General features: G+C 59.6%; 18 protein-coding genes. 9 read left to right on the forward strand and 9 right to left on the reverse strand.

Features of this window, described 5'->3' with window-relative positions; translation table 11 throughout:
- Nucleotides 1-29: 29 nt before the first annotated feature.
- Both BLP82_RS09570 and BLP82_RS09575 read right to left on the reverse strand, forming a co-directional pair.
- Nucleotides 30-458, reverse strand: coding sequence for a DUF2628 domain-containing protein (locus BLP82_RS09570; protein ID WP_060741463.1), 429 nt, complete (start codon nt 456-458; stop codon nt 30-32).
- A 220-nt stretch (nt 459-678) separates the two neighbouring features.
- On the reverse strand, nt 679-1,107 hold the full coding sequence (locus BLP82_RS09575) for an HD domain-containing protein (RefSeq protein WP_092166986.1): 429 nt from the start codon (nt 1,105-1,107) through the stop codon (nt 679-681).
- A gap of 204 nt (nt 1,108-1,311) precedes the next feature.
- Between BLP82_RS09575 and BLP82_RS09580 the strand changes: the two genes are divergently transcribed.
- Together BLP82_RS09580 and BLP82_RS09585 are read left to right on the forward strand one after the other, a co-directional pair.
- The gene (locus BLP82_RS09580; protein ID WP_092166989.1) at nt 1,312-2,022 is read left to right on the forward strand and encodes an AzlC family ABC transporter permease; all 711 of its coding nucleotides are present in this window, start codon (nt 1,312-1,314) and stop codon (nt 2,020-2,022) included.
- Nucleotides 2,019-2,327 (forward strand): AzlD family protein, encoded by a 309-nt coding sequence (locus BLP82_RS09585; RefSeq protein ID WP_092166991.1) that lies wholly within the window; start codon nt 2,019-2,021, stop codon nt 2,325-2,327. The genes BLP82_RS09580 and BLP82_RS09585 overlap by 4 nt, the downstream gene beginning before the upstream one ends.
- Nucleotides 2,328-2,378: 51 nt before the next feature.
- Here BLP82_RS09585 and BLP82_RS09590 read toward each other — a convergent pair whose 3' ends face one another.
- The 4 genes from BLP82_RS09590 to BLP82_RS09605 all read right to left on the reverse strand — a co-directional run bounded on the left by BLP82_RS09590 (nt 2,379) and on the right by BLP82_RS09605 (nt 5,122).
- Complete coding sequence (locus BLP82_RS09590; RefSeq protein WP_092166994.1) at nt 2,379-2,585, reverse strand: hypothetical protein; 207 nt, start codon at nt 2,583-2,585, stop codon at nt 2,379-2,381.
- Nucleotides 2,586-2,872: 287 nt separating this feature from the next.
- On the reverse strand, nt 2,873-4,084 hold the full coding sequence (locus BLP82_RS09595) for an MFS transporter (protein WP_092166996.1): 1,212 nt from the start codon (nt 4,082-4,084) through the stop codon (nt 2,873-2,875).
- Between the two features lie 32 nt (nt 4,085-4,116).
- Complete coding sequence (locus BLP82_RS09600) at nt 4,117-4,299, reverse strand: ectoine synthase (protein ID WP_256574135.1); 183 nt, start codon at nt 4,297-4,299, stop codon at nt 4,117-4,119.
- Nucleotides 4,235-5,122 carry an AMP-binding protein gene (locus BLP82_RS09605; RefSeq protein ID WP_256574136.1) on the reverse strand — a complete coding sequence of 296 codons (888 nt, stop codon included), beginning with the start codon at nt 5,120-5,122 and terminating at the stop codon, nt 4,235-4,237. Before BLP82_RS09605 ends, BLP82_RS09600 begins: the two co-directional genes overlap by 65 nt.
- A gap of 511 nt (nt 5,123-5,633) precedes the next feature.
- Between BLP82_RS09605 and BLP82_RS09610 the strand changes: the two genes are divergently transcribed.
- Nucleotides 5,634-6,137: an anti-virulence regulator CigR family protein gene (locus BLP82_RS09610; RefSeq protein ID WP_092166998.1), complete on the forward strand. Its 504-nt coding sequence runs from the start codon at nt 5,634-5,636 to the stop codon at nt 6,135-6,137.
- 155 nt (nt 6,138-6,292) lie between these two features.
- Here BLP82_RS09610 and BLP82_RS09615 read toward each other — a convergent pair whose 3' ends face one another.
- Complete coding sequence (locus BLP82_RS09615) at nt 6,293-8,137, reverse strand: sigma-54-dependent Fis family transcriptional regulator (protein WP_092167000.1); 1,845 nt, start codon at nt 8,135-8,137, stop codon at nt 6,293-6,295.
- Nucleotides 8,138-8,560: 423 nt separating this feature from the next.
- On the opposite strand from BLP82_RS09615, the gene BLP82_RS09620 reads away from it, so the two are divergent.
- From BLP82_RS09620 to BLP82_RS09645, 6 genes are read left to right on the forward strand one after another with little or no spacing between them, the layout of a single operon-like run.
- Nucleotides 8,561-9,655, forward strand: a complete 1,095-nt coding sequence (locus tag BLP82_RS09620) for an ABC transporter ATP-binding protein (RefSeq protein WP_092167002.1) — start codon at nt 8,561-8,563, stop codon at nt 9,653-9,655.
- On the forward strand, nt 9,655-10,764 hold the full coding sequence (locus tag BLP82_RS09625; protein ID WP_092167004.1) for an ABC transporter ATP-binding protein: 1,110 nt from the start codon (nt 9,655-9,657) through the stop codon (nt 10,762-10,764). Before BLP82_RS09620 ends, BLP82_RS09625 begins: the two co-directional genes overlap by 1 nt.
- On the forward strand, nt 10,761-11,627 hold the full coding sequence (locus tag BLP82_RS09630; protein ID WP_030142069.1) for a carbohydrate ABC transporter permease: 867 nt from the start codon (nt 10,761-10,763) through the stop codon (nt 11,625-11,627). Before BLP82_RS09625 ends, BLP82_RS09630 begins: the two co-directional genes overlap by 4 nt.
- A gap of 10 nt (nt 11,628-11,637) precedes the next feature.
- Complete coding sequence (locus BLP82_RS09635; RefSeq protein WP_092167007.1) at nt 11,638-12,438, forward strand: carbohydrate ABC transporter permease; 801 nt, start codon at nt 11,638-11,640, stop codon at nt 12,436-12,438.
- A gap of 10 nt (nt 12,439-12,448) precedes the next feature.
- On the forward strand, nt 12,449-12,721 hold the full coding sequence (locus tag BLP82_RS09640; protein WP_053123382.1) for a DUF2160 domain-containing protein: 273 nt from the start codon (nt 12,449-12,451) through the stop codon (nt 12,719-12,721).
- Between the two features lie 48 nt (nt 12,722-12,769).
- Nucleotides 12,770-14,512, forward strand: coding sequence for an ABC transporter substrate-binding protein (locus tag BLP82_RS09645; RefSeq protein WP_092167009.1), 1,743 nt, complete (start codon nt 12,770-12,772; stop codon nt 14,510-14,512).
- Between the two features lie 367 nt (nt 14,513-14,879).
- Here BLP82_RS09645 and BLP82_RS09650 read toward each other — a convergent pair whose 3' ends face one another.
- Nucleotides 14,880-16,061: an acetyl-CoA C-acetyltransferase gene (locus tag BLP82_RS09650; RefSeq protein WP_092145523.1), complete on the reverse strand. Its 1,182-nt coding sequence runs from the start codon at nt 16,059-16,061 to the stop codon at nt 14,880-14,882.
- Between the two features lie 11 nt (nt 16,062-16,072).
- Nucleotides 16,073-16,738, reverse strand: coding sequence for a CoA transferase subunit B (locus BLP82_RS09655; protein ID WP_092167011.1), 666 nt, complete (start codon nt 16,736-16,738; stop codon nt 16,073-16,075).
- Between the last annotated feature and the right edge of the window lie 27 nt (nt 16,739-16,765).

Below are 16,765 nucleotides of genomic sequence, written 5' to 3' on the forward strand. Positions count from 1 at the left end.
TGCGGGCTGTTGATGAGCCGAGCCTGCAATCAGAGACGCATGCCTTTGAACGGGTTCCAGCCTTGCTCGCCCTTCACTTCTTTGAGGTAATACGCGTAGTTGGCCATGAGTGCGTACATCATCGACAGGGCGATGCTCAGGCCTGTGCTCAAAGGACGGGGAAACTCCATGCCGATGAGTGCGAAAATCACGCTCAATGCGATATTGATCGCCAGGAAAATACCCAGCAGGGCCAGGTTTTTCTTCCAGAGCCCCAGGACAAACAAATAGATAGGGCCGAAGAAAAACGCAATCACGTTGGCGTTGATGAGGATTTTCTTCTTGACGCCAGGCAGCGTCTTGACGGCTTCCTTGTAGCGCGGGTCGTTTGGCGCACCGTAGGTGTCAAAGAAGTCGAAGCGTTCCTGCCACTTGGCGCTGTATTTGCCCGTGCTTTGTACTTGTTCAGTCGTGCTCATTTTCAAGGCTCCTGTTTTCCATAAATAGTTGTCTTTCTTCCAAGAAATCCTGTGCTCTGGTCTAGAGCATTGGTTGCTTTGGTTTTATCGAAGATTCGAGCGAGTTGTCCGGGGTGTTTATTTTGCCGCTTTATGACCGTTGATGTGGAACATTCCGCATTGGCAGCTTGAGCGGTCGCTTGGTCTGTGACGCGCTTCACTCTATTGGTTTCAATGGCACCTACTGCTGCAAGGCCATCAGGTAGTCAGTTGCCTTGCGGTACTTTTCAATTCGATCCAGGTCTTTCTGGCTTGGCTCGCTTATGCGGGATAAATCGCTGTTTTCCGCAAGGTCGGCCAGCTTCACTCGACGCGCGATCGGGTCGCGTGCAGCCCGCTCGATAAAGGCCTGGTAAGTCTCGCCTTCGCGTTTGGTGAGCGCGTCGATGGCGCCCAGGATTGCATCGCTGAAGCCTTCATCGCGCAGGTCGGCGAGGGTTGTCGCGGTGTCTTCGACCACGTCGTGCAGCACCGCCACGATGCGCTCTTCGTCATGGGCCAGGCGCAGCATGACCCTCAGGGGGTGCAAAATGTAAGGAGCGCCGCCCTTATCCACTTGCCCTTCATGGGCCAGCGCGGCAATCGATATCGCTTTTTCAAGGGTGCTCATGGTATTCACCTATGGCGTAGTGGCAGTTTGAATGACGCCCATTTTGAATCGGGAAATGGGGCACGGTACGCGCTTATCGCGGGCTTTACGACGGATAGGATTCGCCAAGTTGACGGATATAGGTTCGCCAAGAAGTTTTCGCCATGAAGATTCAGCTTCATACTCCCAGCTTTTTCACCGTGAATAACCAGAAGAGGCGATGTTTTGTCGAGCGAACAACCCCATTTGCATGAGTTAAAGCTGAAGCACATTTACGACGGTTTCAAGCAACTGATCCCCCTCGCTCTTTTTGTCGTCGTGTTCGGCGTTGCTTTCGGCCTGGCGGCTGCGCAAACGGGCTTGAGCGATACGTCAGCCGTGCTCATGAGCACCTTGGTTTTCGCCGGCGCGTCTCAATTTGCCGCGTTGGATCTGTGGGGGCAGCAAGTGCCGGTGGTTCCGCTGATGATCACCGTCTTCGCCATCAACGCCCGGCACTTGTTGATGGGCGCGACGCTTTACCCGTGGCTGCGGGAGTTGCCCGTTGCCAAACGCTACGGTGTGATGCTGGTTGTCTCGGACGCCAACTGGGCCATGGCGATGCAGGCGTTCAGTCAGGGCAAGCCGGGACTGGGGATTTTATTTGGCGGCGGCATTGCACTGTGGGTCACTTGGATTCTGGGGAGTTGGCTGGGGCTTCATTTTGGCAGCGCTATCGAGAACCCGGTCAGTTTCGGGCTCGATATGGTGATGGGCTGTTTCTTGTTGGCGATGGTCGTGGGCGGGAAAAAGAACCTGCGCATGCTCATCATCTGGACCGTGGCGGCTTGCTCATCGCTGTTGGCCTATTGGTATTTACCGGCTAACAGTCATGTCGTGGTGGGGGCTTTGGCGGGGGGCATTCTGGGAGCACTGTGGATGGAGAAAAAACAATGAATATTGAAATGGCGGGGTATGGCACCTTGCTGGTCGTATTGATAATGGCCGCCGTGACATTGGCGACTCGGTGGGGCGGTGTTTTTGTGATGTCCTTCGTGCCGATCAACTATCGGGTGCAGCAGTTCATCACGGCCATGTCCGGCTCGGTGCTGGTGGCGGTGCTGGCGCCACTGGCGGTTAAAGGCGACAACGGTGCGCGGCTGGCCCTGCTGACCACAGCGGTCATCATGCTGATACTGAAAAAGCCCTTGCCGGCGATTGCCGCCGGCATCCTGGCCGCTGCTTTAGCCAGGCAATTGTGAAGCAGGGAGTCGCCCGCCCGCCGCGGGCGATGAATCCAATCGATGCGCAGGTCAGTAGTTGAGTGCAGCGGCCTCCCCGAACGAGTGCTCTTGCACACCCGCCAGGAGGTGCAGGGGGATGTCTGGTTTCGTCTCGTTGGACGCAATCTCGAAACTCCCCACCACCTGTCCCTGAAGCGCACTCAGCCGCATCGACTCTTCTTCCTTTGCCTTTGCCATTCTCGCGTGGTTCGCTGCGATTTCGTTGAGAGTTGACACGGTACATCTCCGTTTGCTGACCAAGCATTGATTGATTTGCCGCCGCGTCAGAATTACGTCGTTCTTGGCTGCTGGAGCAAGCCGGTGCAAACCCTAAGCCAGACTTTGTCGTCGGTTGGCCGTAACGTTCGACAAGCGACGAATGGCGGGCAAAGCACCCAGGCAGACGCGTACGACGCTGCAACGTTGCAACCATGCCTCAACAATAAGTCACTGATAATACAAACCGATCTATTCGAAACGATTGTGTGTGCCGGGCCGTTCCACGTCTTCGAGGCCCAGCTCGATCACTCCGGATCGACGCCATAGGCTGCCGGCGCGGGTGTCGTTTTTTTAAATGCCACGATCACTGCGATGCCGATCAGGCTGGTGGCGAATGCCAGCAGCAGGATCACCTGTTGCGTGCCGATAGGCGCGGCCAGCACTGCGACCAACAGGCCTGCCAGCGGTTGGGACAAGTTGTTGAGCAGCGTAATGACGCCAACGGTCTTGCCGAAATCCTGGGGCGGAATGACTTGTTGGCGGATGCTGCGCATGTACACGTTGAACATCTTGTCGAAGCCGACGACCAGCAGGAAACCGACCACATACCCCCAGGCATGGGGGCTGAACGCGGTGATGAACGCACCGGCGGCAATCAACGTGTAGGACAGGGCACCCAGCAATTTCAAGGGCAGCGTGACCCGCGCCAGGAAGAACAGGATGACGATGGTGGTCACGGCACCGGCCGCCTGCACCCCGGCGTAATAGTCCTTGCCGGCGCTGTATTGACCGATGACCATGGCCGCCGAAGTGGCGAGTGTGACACCGATGATCAAGTTGACGCCCACCGCCAGGCTGATGACTTTTTTCAGTTCCGCCAGGTTGCGGATATGGCCGAAAGCGATGCGCAACGGGTTGAGCCAGAGGTCGTGATGTTGCTCGAACGTTTCCAGGGTGACCGAACTGGTGCGCTGCCAGTACAGCATCGCCAGGTCCGCCAGCAGGAACAGTCCGGCAATCGCCAGCACCACCCAGTGCCACGCCCACACCTCAAGCATCAGCGCGGCGAGCAACGGGCCCAGCACCAGGCCGGTCTGGTCGGCGATTTGCGAGTACGACAGGGTCTTGGTGTAGGTGTAGTGCTTGAATATGTAAGGCATCACCACTTCGCGGGCCATGATGCCCTGGGTGGTCAGTACGCCACACAACGCCGAGAGGGCCACGATCCAGTAGATGCCGCCAAAGATCGCGTACAGGACCACTGCCGCGACACACGCCGCGGCGCGATAGACCTGGCTGATGTGCAGGATGCGGATGGGCGAGAACTTGTCGCACAGGGCGCCGCAAATCGGGAACGACAAGTAGCGCGGCAGGGACTCGACGAAGAAGGCCAGGCCCGCCCAGGAAACGCTATTGGTGGTCTGGAACACAATCAGCGGGACGATGAACAACAGTATCTGGTCGGCCAGCCGGGAGAGGAACATTGAGGTGAAAAAAGCCAGGTAATCCTTGCGCATGGTGTTCTCGTGTCGAGGAGCTGGGGAGCCGGTCAATAGGCAGAGCCGGACGCGTCATTCAGGTTGTGTCGCTCGTCGCCCTTGAGGGGCGGATTGAAGACGCTGACCAGGATCAGGTCCTGGTCTTTCCCGCCGCGCAGGTAATGACGGTCATGCTGGTCGAGTACGTAGATATCGCCGGGGCGAATCGGGCCGCGCCACGTAGCTGCGATCACGCTTGAGCCGCAGCAGTTCGTCCATGGACAGCTGCCGTCGCGCCAGGCCGGATTCATGCAGGCCGGTCACCTGTTCTCGCCTGATCACTTCGAGCACGTCGTCGGCACAGTTCGCGGGTTGGCTTTCGATCACGGCGGTGCCGCCAAAGAACAACGGCATCATGATGTTGTAGACGCCGTAGTCGGAAGCCAGGGTCGAGTAACTGAGGATGACATCGCTGGCGGTATTGCCCAGGTAATCGATGACGCTGGTCGCGGCCGCGATCATGATGGGGTGGTTGACCACCACGCCCTTGGGGTTGAAGGTGGATCCGGAGGTGTAGAAGATCGAGGTCGGCAGGCGTTCGTCGATAGCGGGAAGCGGTTTTTCCAGGTCGTCCGGCGTCAGTGCTTCCAGGGCTTTTCCAAGGCCGGGGGCGTCTGCCGGGAGGTCCTGGGGCGCACCGAATACAAGGATTGTCTCCAGCTTGGCCACCGAGTCCAGCACCCCTGGATCCTCATAGCGATCGGTGAGCAATACCCGGGCATCGGTGTGCTCCAGTTGGTAGAGCAGTTTGCTGCGGCTGTAGGTGGGGTGTGTCGCGGCAGTGATTGCGCCGATTTTCAATACGCCCAGAAAAGCCGCGATCAAGTCTGCGCTGATCCGCGAGTACAGGGCCACACGGTCGCCACGCTTGACGCCGCACTTGATCAGCAAAGCGGCGATCGATGTGGCGCGCTTTTCCAGGGTGTCATACCGAGTGTGGACACCGTCGATTACCAGTGCTGATTTACCAGGCGTAAGACGGGCATTGTTTTCGAAGAAATGATGAAAAAGAGGCATCAGCGATCCCTTTGCATTAACCGCCTGTCGTTTCAATTGAATCGAAGATTCACCAGGACGGCGATATTTATCGGCGAGAAGAAATACACGCCAGTGCAGGATCGAGAAGAGTATTCAGAGGCGATAGGCAGTGGGGCACCGAGAGGCGGCATAAGCATGATCTCCTTGTTGTTTTTATTGCCATCCATGATGAAGCTGTAGCTTGAAGTCGGCCTGATAGTTCCATTCGGAAGTTTGACTGTCAAGCTTGCCGGGCCGAGCTGGTGCAAGGTTTTTGTCACGGTATCGTGACAATATTAGATGTCCGAAGAAAGTGTGGGAAATTGCCTAAATATAAGTTTTCAACCTAAGTAAGAATATTCTTGAAACCCAGTAGGCCCGCGTACTGATAAAAACGGAATGTTGCCTCGGTTGTATGGGGCTTGTATCCGCGGTTGCGGCTGCACGAACCGATGACCGTGTTGATCGTCTACATTGACAGGGGGATATCCCCTTTCTTGAGAGCATTACCATGTTCACATCGCGCTCGTTGATTGCAGCTTTAACCTGCCTCGCCCTGGTGGCGGCTTCCGAGGTTGTCGTGGCGGACCCGGGTAACGGCAAGGGCAACGCCCAATTCGATCAAGGCCAGGGCCACGGGCAAGGAGGTAAAGGCGGGCAGGGCAACAAGGGCGGTCAAGGCAATCCCGGCAACAAGGGCAACCAGGGCGGCAAGGGAAACCAAGGTGGCGATTGGCAGAACGGCCCGAGCATTGACCGTGGCGGCATCCTGGGCGTGATTGGCGGTTATCGCGATTATTGGAGCCCTGGCCCGGCGCTGCCGCCGGGTATCCAGAAAAACCTGGCCCGAGGCAAGCCGTTGCCCCCCAGCATCGCCAAGAAGCTTGATGGCCGGCTGCTGGGGCGGTTGCCGCACTATGACGGTTATGAATGGCAGCAGGTCGGCACGGACCTGATCCTGGTGGCGATCGCCAGTGGCATCATCTATGAAGTGCTCAATGGCGCGTTCGACTGACCCCGTGTTCCAACTGAACCTCCTGTGGGAGCGAGCTTGCTCGCGATGGCCTAGTGTCAGTCATTTGATCATTGGCTGAACGGACGCTATCGCGAGCAAGCTCGCTCCCACCGTTTCGGTATTCACCACAAACACCTTGCGGGACAGGTTTTGTATCAGCTCTCAAGTTGTCGCAGGCGTTTGTACAGGGTATTGCGGCTGACGCCCAAGCGTCGTGCCAGGTGTGAAATGTTTCCGCCCACGGCCTGCAATTGGCGGTTCAAGTCTTCGGTGTCGTTGAGGTCTACCCTCAGCGGCTCCGGTGTTTCCACCGGCTCCATTTCCAGGTCGACAAAAAAGTCGTCGGGCAGGTGCTCCGGCCGGATCGGCTGTTCCTCGGCCATCGCCAGGGCCACTTGCAGCACGCTGCTGACCTGTCGCAGGTTGCCCGGCCAGGGATGGCGTTCGAACAAATCCAGTACCTCACGGCTCAGGCCGGCCCATTGGGTCGGTTCGCGGTGGTGTTCCCAGAGGCGTTTGAACAGCGCCTGCTTGTCGCTGCGTTCGCGCAGGGGCGGCAGTTCCAGGGTCAGGCCGCCGATGCGGTAGTACAAGTCTTCGCGAAACCGCCCCAGCTGCACCTGTTCGCGCAGCGAGCGGTTGGTGGCGGAGATGATACGGATGTCTACCGGGAATAACTCGGCGCTGCCCACCGGTTGCACGCAGCGCTCCTGCAAGACCCGCAACAGTCGGGCCTGGGTCGGCAGTGGCATGTCGCCGATTTCGTCGAGGAACAGCGTGCCGCGGTCGGCCTTGCGGATCAGGCCGATGCTGCCTTTCTGGTTGGCGCCGGTGAACGCGCCTTTTTCATAACCGAACAGCTCCGACTCCACCAACTCGGCGGGGATCGCGGCGCAGTTCACGGCAATGAACGGCTGCTTGCAGCGCGAGCTGGCCTGGTGCAGGGCTTTGACGAACACTTCCTTGCCGACGCCGGTCTCGCCATGGATCAGCAGCGGAATGTCCTTCTCCAGCAAGCGCTCGGCCTGGCGCACGGCTTTTTCCACACGGTTGTCACCGAAGTGCAGGGTATTGAGGCTGATGGTGTTGCTGGCGGGGGCTTGCGCAGGCGTCGCCTCGGTGAAGACCCGTGCCCTGATCGACACCTGGCTCGGACGCCTGAGCAAGCACTGGAATCGATTGCTGCCGGAGGCTTGCAGGGCGAACGGCAGGCCGTCGGGTTGGTTCAGCAGTTCCAGCAGCGAAACCTTGAACAGGCTTTCAATACTCACCCGTGACAGGCTCAGGCCCAGCAGGTTGTCGGCCCGGCGATTGGCTGACAGGACTTGGCCGCTCTCGTCGAAGATCAGCAGCCCCGCCCATTGGCTGTCGAGGTTGTTCAAGCCGGTGTTGAAGGTCAGTTGGAAGTGTTCACCGCGAAACAAGTTGAGGATCAGCCGGTTCTCCACGGTCTGGCTCATCATCTTGACCATGCCCAGGGTGTGGGAAGGCGGCAGGTAGCTGTCGCTGGAGACGTCCAGCACGGCGATGACCTTGCGCTCGGCATCGAAGATCGGCGCGGCGGAGCCGGTCATGAAGCGATTGGCCTTGAGGAAATGTTCATCGTGCTCGATGTGCACTGCCTGTTCGCAGGCCAGCGCGGTGCCGATGGCGTTGGTGCCGGTGCAGCGCTCCATCCAGCTCGCCCCGGCGCTGAAGCCATGGGCCAGTTTCGGCTCGATGAAGCGCTGGGTGCCCCAGGAGGTCAGCACTTGGCCCTGGTTGTCGGCCAGCATGATCAGGCAGTTGGAGTTGCTCAGGATGTTCTCGTAATACGGCAAGACTTCCTGGTGGGTGGTCTGCACCAGCGAATGCTGGCTCTCCAGCAACTGGGCGATGCCTTGGGCGGGCAATTGATCGAAGGCCGGCACGCTCTGGTGGTTCAGGCCAAAGGCACGGCAACGGGACCAGGAGGCCTGGATGATGGCCTCGTGGGACAAGGCAGGAGCAGGTGCGGCCATGGGGCACTCTCGCAGGTGCTGTTTTTTATTGTTGTGGCAAGTCTCGCACAGACTCCTTGTGCTGGGGCAGGCCTGAATAGCACGTAATAACACAGACCATTGTGGGAGCGGGCTTGCTCGCGAAAGCGCCGTGACAGCCGACATTTGTACTGACTGACACACCGCCTTCGAGCAAGCCCGCTCCCACAGGGATCGAATTCAGGCTAACCGAAAACGTTCATTCAGTGTTGTTCAAAATTGTTCATTGTCAACCCGTGAATTGTTCAGTTGTTCAGTCGTGGCTGTTCACTTGTGTTCATCTGCGAACGTGTTTTTCTCGGATTTTTTTACAAAAATAAGCAAGATCAAGGGGTTGTGATTTCTGGCACGGCTTTCGCTTTTAAGCTTGGGTCGCTTGACTCCAAATAATAAAAAGGCCGAGCCATGTCATTAAAGCTTGAGCACATCTGTCGCACCGTCGAAGGCCAGACCTGGATCGACGATGCCAATCTGAGTTTCGAACCCGGATCCTTCAACGTCCTGTTGGGCCGTACGCTGTCCGGCAAGACCAGTCTCATGCGTCTGATGGCCGGTCTGGACAAGCCCGACAGCGGCCGCATCCTGATGAACGGCGTCGACGTCACCAACCGCCCGGTGCGGCTGCGCAATGTGTCGATGGTTTACCAGCAGTTCATCAACTACCCGACCATGACTGTTTTCGAAAACATCGCCTCGCCGTTGCGCCAGGCTGGTGTGTCCGACGAAGTCATCCAGAGCAAGGTGCTGGAAACCGCCAGGATGCTGCGGATCGAGAAGTTCCTGCAGCGCCATCCGCTGGAATTGTCCGGCGGCCAGCAGCAGCGCACGGCCATGGCCCGGGCGCTGGTCAAGGACGCCGAACTGATCCTGTTCGACGAGCCCCTGGTGAACCTGGACTACAAGCTGCGTGAAGAGCTGCGCCAGGAAATGCGCGAGCTGTTCCAGGCCCGCCACACCATCGCTGTCTACGCCACCACCGAGCCTAACGAAGCGCTGGCCCTGGGCGGCACCACCACGATCCTGCATGAGGGCCGGGTGATTCAAAGTGGCAAGTCGTCTTCTGTCTATCACCAGCCACAAACCGTGCTGGCCGCCGAGCTGTTTTCCGAACCGCCGATCAACCTCATGCCGGGTCGTATCGCCGGCAACGAAGTCAGCTTCGCCAATTTCGTGCACTTCCCGCTGAACGTCGACCTGCGCCCGGTGGGCGAGGGCGAGTTCCGTTTCGGCGTGCGCCCCAGCCATATTTCCCTGGTGCCGAGCAACGACGACGACCTCGAACTGGCGGTGACCGTCGAAGTGGCCGAGATCAGCGGCTCGGAGACATTCCTGCACGTGCGCAATGAACATTTCCTGCTGGTGCTGCATTTGCCGGGGGTACATGAGTACGACGTGGATGCGCCGATTCGCATCTACATTCCGACCCATAAACTGTTTGTCTTCGACGCCCAGGGCAAGCTGGTCCAAGCCCCAGGGCAGCGTATCGCGAGGGTTGCCTGATGGCTGAAATTCGTTTGCAGAACCTCGCCCACAGCTACACCAGCACCCCGGCGGGCCCCGAGGATTACGCGATCCGCGAGATGAACCACATCTGGGAGCAGGGCGGCGCCTATGCGCTGCTCGGACCTTCGGGCTGCGGCAAGTCCACCTTGCTCAACATCATTTCCGGCTTGCTCAGCCCTTCCGAAGGGCAGGTGATGTTCGACAGCAAAGTCGTCAACGACCTGACCCCGGAACACCGCAACATTGCCCAGGTTTTCCAGTTCCCGGTGGTGTACGACACCATGACGGTGTTCGACAACCTGGCGTTCCCGCTGCGCAACCAGGGCATGGCCGAAGCGCGGATCCACACCAAGGTGCAGGAAATCGCCGAGGTCCTGGACCTGCAGAACCTGCTGGACAAAAAGGCCCGCAACCTCACCGCCGATGAGAAGCAGAAAGTCTCCATGGGCCGCGGGCTGGTGCGTGACGATGTGTCGGCGATCCTGTTCGACGAACCGCTGACGGTGATCGACCCGCACCTGAAATGGAAATTGCGGCGCAAGCTCAAGCAGATCCATGAGCAGTTCAACATCACCATGGTCTACGTCACCCACGACCAGTTGGAAGCCTCGACGTTCGCCGACAAGATCGCGGTGATGTACGGCGGCCAGATCGTGCAGTTCGGTACGCCCCGGGACTTGTTCGAGCGCCCGAGCCACACCTTTGTCGGCTACTTCATCGGCAGCCCGGGGATGAACCTGATCGAGGTCACGGTGCAGCCTGGCGGTGTCGGTTTCGCCTCGACCCACTTGCCGCTGTCGGAAACCTTGCAACGTCGTGTCGCCGAAGCCGAAGGCAAAAGCCTGAAGGTCGGTATCCGTCCCGAGTTCGTGCATGTCTGGGATGGCCCTTACGACGACGCGATGCAGGCTGATGTGGTGCATGTCGAAGACCTGGGCACCTACAAGATCCTGACCCTCAACCTCGATGGCGCACCGCTGAAGGTCCGCCTGGCCGAAGACAAGCCCGTGCCCGAAGGCACGGCGTACATCAGTTTTCCGGCCCAATGGCTGATGGTCTATGCCGATGAATACTTGCTGGAACCGTTGAGCGAGGTGCAGCCATGAACAAGGTGCAGAACAACAAGGCCTGGTGGTTGGTATTGCCGGTGTTCCTGCTGGTGGCCTTCAGCGCCGTGATTCCGATGATGACCGTGGTCAACTATTCGGTGCAGGACATCTTCGACCAATCCAGCCGCTACTTCGTCGGCGCCGACTGGTACAAGCAGGTGCTGCTCGATCCGCGGCTGCACGATTCGCTGCTGCGCCAGTTCATCTACTCGGCGTGCGTGCTGCTGATTGAAATTCCCCTGGGCATCGCCATCGCTCTGACCATGCCGACCAAGGGCAAATGGTCGTCCCTGGTGCTGATCATCCTGGCGATTCCGCTGCTGATCCCGTGGAACGTGGTGGGCACCATTTGGCAGATTTTCGGCCGCGCCGACATCGGTTTGCTGGGCTCGACCCTCAACGGCCTGGGCATCAACTACAACTATGCGGCCAACACCATGGACGCCTGGGTCACTGTGTTGGTGATGGATGTCTGGCACTGGACTTCGTTGGTGGCGCTGCTGTGCTATTCGGGGCTGCGAGCGATTCCCGACGTGTACTACCAGGCTGCGCGGATCGACCGGGCGTCGAACTGGGCCGTGTTCCGTCACATCCAGTTGCCGAAGATGAAGAGCGTGCTGCTGATCGCCGTGATGCTGCGTTTCATGGACAGCTTCATGATCTACACCGAGCCGTTCGTACTCACCGGCGGCGGGCCGGGCAACGCCACCACGTTCCTCAGCCAGACCCTGACGCAGATGGCTATCGGCCAATTCGACCTGGGCCCGGCGGCGGCGTTTTCCCTGGTGTATTTCCTGATCATTCTGTTGGTGTCCTGGCTGTTCTACACCGCCATGACGCACTCCGACGCCAACCGTTGAGGCCCGCGCAATGAGCAAGAAAAAGCTGATTCCGCTGTTGATCTACATCCTGTTCCTGCTGGTGCCCATCTACTGGCTGCTGAACATGTCGTTCAAGAGCAACACCGAGATCCTCGGCAGCCTGACCCTGTGGCCGCAGGATTTCACCTTCCACAACTACAAGGTGATCTTCACCGACCCAAGCTGGTACACCGGTTACTTGAACTCGCTGTACTACGTGAGCCTGAACACGGTGATTTCCCTGGGCGTCGCGTTGCCGGCCGCCTATGCGTTTTCCCGTTATCGGTTCCTGGGGGACAAGCACCTGTTCTTCTGGCTGCTGACCAACCGCATGGCGCCACCGGCGGTGTTCCTGTTGCCGTTCTTCCAGCTGTATTCGTCCATCGGGCTGTTCGACACCCATATCGCCGTGGCCCTGGCCCATTGCCTGTTCAACGTGCCGTTGGCGGTGTGGATCCTCGAAGGGTTCATGTCCGGGGTGCCGAAAGAAATTGACGAGACCGCCTACATTGACGGCTACAGTTTCCCCAAGTTCTTCGCCAAGATCTTCATTCCGTTGATCGGCTCCGGCATCGGTGTGACGGCATTTTTCTGCTTCATGTTTTCCTGGGTCGAACTGTTGCTGGCGCGCACGCTCACCTCGGTGAATGCCAAGCCGATCGCGGCGGTCATGACCCGTACGGTATCGGCGTCCGGTATCGACTGGGGGGTGCTGGCGGCGGCGGGGGTGTTGACCATCCTGCCGGGCATGCTGGTGATCTGGTTCGTTCGCAACCACGTGGCCAAGGGCTTTGCCCTGGGCCGGGTCTGAGGAGTCGATGATGGAATGGATGAACTGGACCGGCCCGACGGCGGCTTTTTTTGGGGTCATCGCCTTGCTGCTGGCAGGCATGACCACGTGGGAACTGCGTTCGCCGAGCATCCCTCGGCGTGGTTTCCTGCCGATTGCCACCACCCGTGGCGATCGGTTGTTTATCGGTCTTCTCGGTAGCGCCTACCTGCACTTGCTGGTGATCGGCGCCACCGACTGGAGCATCTGGATAGCGTTCGCGTTGTCTTGGGTGTGGCTGTTGGCAGTGATGCGGTGGGGCTAATCGCGACAATTCGACGATCAGGCTCTTAAACCCAAACAGGAGGTCTCTATGTTCGATAAAAACAATAAGCTGCGACATAGCGTTTCATTGGCAGCCATGCTGGCACTCAGCGGGCTGAGCGCTACGGCCTGGGCCGACGCCTATGAAGACGCCGCTAAAAAATGGATCGGCAGTGAATTCAAGCCGTCGACCCTGACAGCCGAGCAGCAGCTCGAAGAACTCAAATGGTTCATCAAGGCCGCCCAGCCGTTTCGCGGGATGAAAATCAACGTGGTGTCGGAAACCATCGCCACCCACGAATATGAATCCAAGGTGCTGGCCAAGGCTTTCAGCGAAATCACCGGGATCCAGCTGACCCACGACCTGCTCCAGGAAGGCGACGTGGTGGAGAAGCTGCAGACCCAGATGCAATCGGACAAGAATATCTATGACGGCTGGGTCAACGACTCGGACTTGATCGGTACGCACTTCCGCTACGGCAAGACCGAATCGATCACCGACCTGATGGCCAACGAAGGCAAGGACTTCACCTCGCCGACCCTGGACCTCAAGGACTTCATCGGTATTTCCTTCACCACCGCGCCGGACGGCAAGGTCTATCAACTGCCCGACCAGCAATTCGCCAACCTGTACTGGTTCCGCGCCGACTGGTTCGAGCGTGCGGACCTGAAGGCCAAGTTCAAGGAAAAATACGGCTACGAGTTGGGTGTGCCGGTGAACTGGTCGGCCTATGAAGACATCGCCAAGTTCTTCTCCGAAGACGTCAAGGAGATCGATGGCAAGCGCGTCTACGGGCACATGGACTACGGCAAGAAAGACCCGTCCCTGGGCTGGCGCTTCACCGATGCCTGGTTCTCCATGGCCGGTGGCGGTGACAAGGGCTTGCCCAATGGTTTGCCGGTGGACGAGTGGGGTATTCGCGTCGAAGACTGCCATCCGGTCGGCTCCAGCGTGACCCGCGGCGGTGACACCAACGGTCCCGCGGCCGTGTTCGCCACCACCAAATACGTGGACTGGATGAAGAAGTACGCGCCACCGGAAGCGGCGGGCATGACCTTCTCCGAGTCCGGCCCGGTGCCGTCCCAAGGCAACATCGCCCAGCAGATCTTCTGGTACACCGCTTTCACGGCCGACATGACCAAGCCGGGCCTGCCGGTGATGAACGCCGATGGCACGCCGAAATGGCGCATGGCGCCATCGCCACGCGGTCCGTATTGGGAAGAGGGCATGAAGCTGGGCTATCAGGACGTGGGTTCCTGGACGTTCATGAAGTCCACGCCTGAGAAGCAGAAACTCGCGGCCTGGCTCTATGCGCAGTTCGTGACGTCCAAGACCGTGTCGCTGAAGAAGACCATCGTTGGCCTGACGCCGATTCGTGAGTCGGACATCAACTCCCAGGCGCTGACCGACCTGGCACCGAAACTCGGTGGCCTGGTGGAGTTCTACCGCAGCCCGGCCCGCGTGCAATGGACCCCGACCGGGACCAACGTGCCGGACTACCCACGCCTGGCGCAATTGTGGTGGAGCCACATCGCCGAAGCTGCCAGTGGCGAGAAAACGCCGCAGCAGGCCCTCGACGGGTTGGCCAAGGACCAGGATGCGATCATGACCCGCCTGGAACGCTCCAAGGCCCAAGCCACTTGCGCACCTAAGATGAACCCTGAGCGCGACGCGCAATACTGGTTCGACCAACCGGGCGCACCGAAGCCGAAACTGGCGAACGAGAAGCCTAAAGGCGAAACCGTGAGCTACGCCGAGCTGCTGAAATCATGGGAGGCGGCACGCAAGTAAAGCCCCGGATGTGAAAACGAACGGCACCGAAAGGTGCCGTTTTTTTTGGGCCAGGGCTTACCGCAACAAACAGACCCGCCGCTGTCGCGAGCAAGCTCGCTCCCACAGGGTTTGGTGGTGACCCTAGATATTGCGTACACCCAAAATCCATTGTGGGAGCTGCTCCCACAGGATTTGGCGGTGTCCATGAATGCTGCATACACCACAGTTCCCCTGTGGGAGCGAGCTTGCTCGCGATGAGGCCGGCAAGCCATCCACATAAACCGGCAGGCAAAAAAACCGGCGTAACCGAGGTCGCGCCGGTGGTGGTGCCAGTGGCTGCACGGATATTCGTGGGTCCGTGCAGCCACCGTTGAACCCGTGTCGGTTATGCCCGTTCCAGCGCCAGGGCCACGCCTTGGCCGCCGCCGATGCACAGGGTCGCGAGGCCTTTCTTGGCGTCGCGCTTGATCATTTCATGCAGCAGCGACACCAGGACACGGCAACCCGACGCGCCAATAGGGTGGCCCAGGGCGATGGCGCCGCCATTGACGTTGACCTTGTCCATGTCCCATTTCAGTTCCCGGGCCACGGCCAGCGACTGGGCGGCGAAGGCTTCGTTGGCTTCGATCAGGTCCAGTTGGTCCAGCGACCAGCCGGCCTTGTCCAGGCAGCGACGGGTGGCCGAGACCGGGCCGATGCCCATGATTGCCGGGTCGACGCCGGCATTGGCGTAGGCACTGATTTTCGCCAGCACCGGCAGGCCCAGGGCCTTGGCTTTTTCCGCGCTCATCAGGATCACGGCGGCGGCACCATCGTTGAGCGAGGACGCATTGCCCGCGGTGACGCTGCCGTCCTTCTTGAAGGCAGGCTTGAGCTTGCCCAGGGATTCGGCGGTGGTACCGGCGCGCGGTTGTTCATCGGTGGCGAACGCCACGGGATCACCTTTGCGCTGGGGAATCAGGATCGGCGTGATCTCATCGGCAAACCGACCGCCCTCGATGGCGGCAACGGCCTTCTGCTGGGAAGCGGCGGCGAAGGCGTCTTGCTCCTCGCGACTGATGCCGTACTTGTCCACCAGGTTCTCGGCGGTGATGCCCATGTGGTAATCGTTGAAGGCATCCCACAAGCCGTCGGTGATCATGCTGTCGATCATCTTCGCGTGGCCCATGCGCAGGCCGGTGCGGGCGGCCGGCAGTACATACGGGGCCAGGCTCATGTTTTCCATGCCGCCGGCGATGATCACTTCGGCATCGCCACAACGAATCGCCTGGGCGCCCAGGTGCAACGCCTTGAGGCCCGAACCGCAGACCTTGTTCAGGGTCAGCGCCGGCACCGCATGGGGCAGGCCGGCGAGGATCGACGCCTGGCGCGCCGGGTTTTGCCCGGAGCCCGCAGTCAGCACCTGGCCGAGGATCACTTCATCGACCTGCTCGCCGGACAGGCCGGTTTGCTCCAGCAGGCGCCGAATCACCGCAGCACCGAGTTCCGGTGCGGGAATGGAAGCCAGCGAACCCTGGAAACTGCCAATGGCGGTCCGGGTAGCGGCGACAATCACGACTTCTTGCATCGAATCTCTCCTCACTGGGCAGCGAACTGCATTTCAGGCACGTGGTCCGGCACGACCAATTTGCCGGCGGTCTTGGCGACGATTTCCTCGACGCTGACGCCTGGGGCGCGTTCTTTCAGGATGAAGGCGCCGTCCTGGATTTCCAGGTAGGCCAGGTCGGTCAGCACGCGCTTGATGCAACCGGCGCCGGTCAGCGGCAGGCTGCAGCGCGGCAGCAGTTTCGACTCACCGTCTTTCGACGCATGGGTCATGGTGACGATGATGTTCTCGGCACCGGCCACCAGGTCCATCGCACCGCCCATGCCCTTGACCAGCTTGCCGGGAATCATCCACGAGGCAATGTTGCCTTCGACATCCACCTCGAATGCGCCGAGCACGGTCAGGTCGATGTGGCCGCCGCGGATCATGGCAAACGATTCGGCGGAAGAGAAGATCGAGGCGCCGATGCGCGCGGTGACCGTCTGTTTGCCGGCGTTGATCATGTCGGCATCGACTTCGGCTTCGGTGGGAAACGCGCCCATGCCGAGCAGGCCGTTTTCCGACTGCAGCATGACTTCCATGCCTTCGGGAATGTAGTTGGCGACCAGGGTCGGAATGCCGATGCCCAGGTTCACGTAGTAGCCGTCCTGCATTTCGCGGGCGACGCGTTGAGCCATTTGTTCGCGGGAAAGTGCCATGTTCTTATTCCTTCATTCGAGCCGGGG

It is taken from the genome of Pseudomonas sp. NFACC37-1, from assembly GCF_900101575.1.
GTDB lineage: Bacteria > Pseudomonadota > Gammaproteobacteria > Pseudomonadales > Pseudomonadaceae > Aquipseudomonas > Aquipseudomonas fluorescens_AA.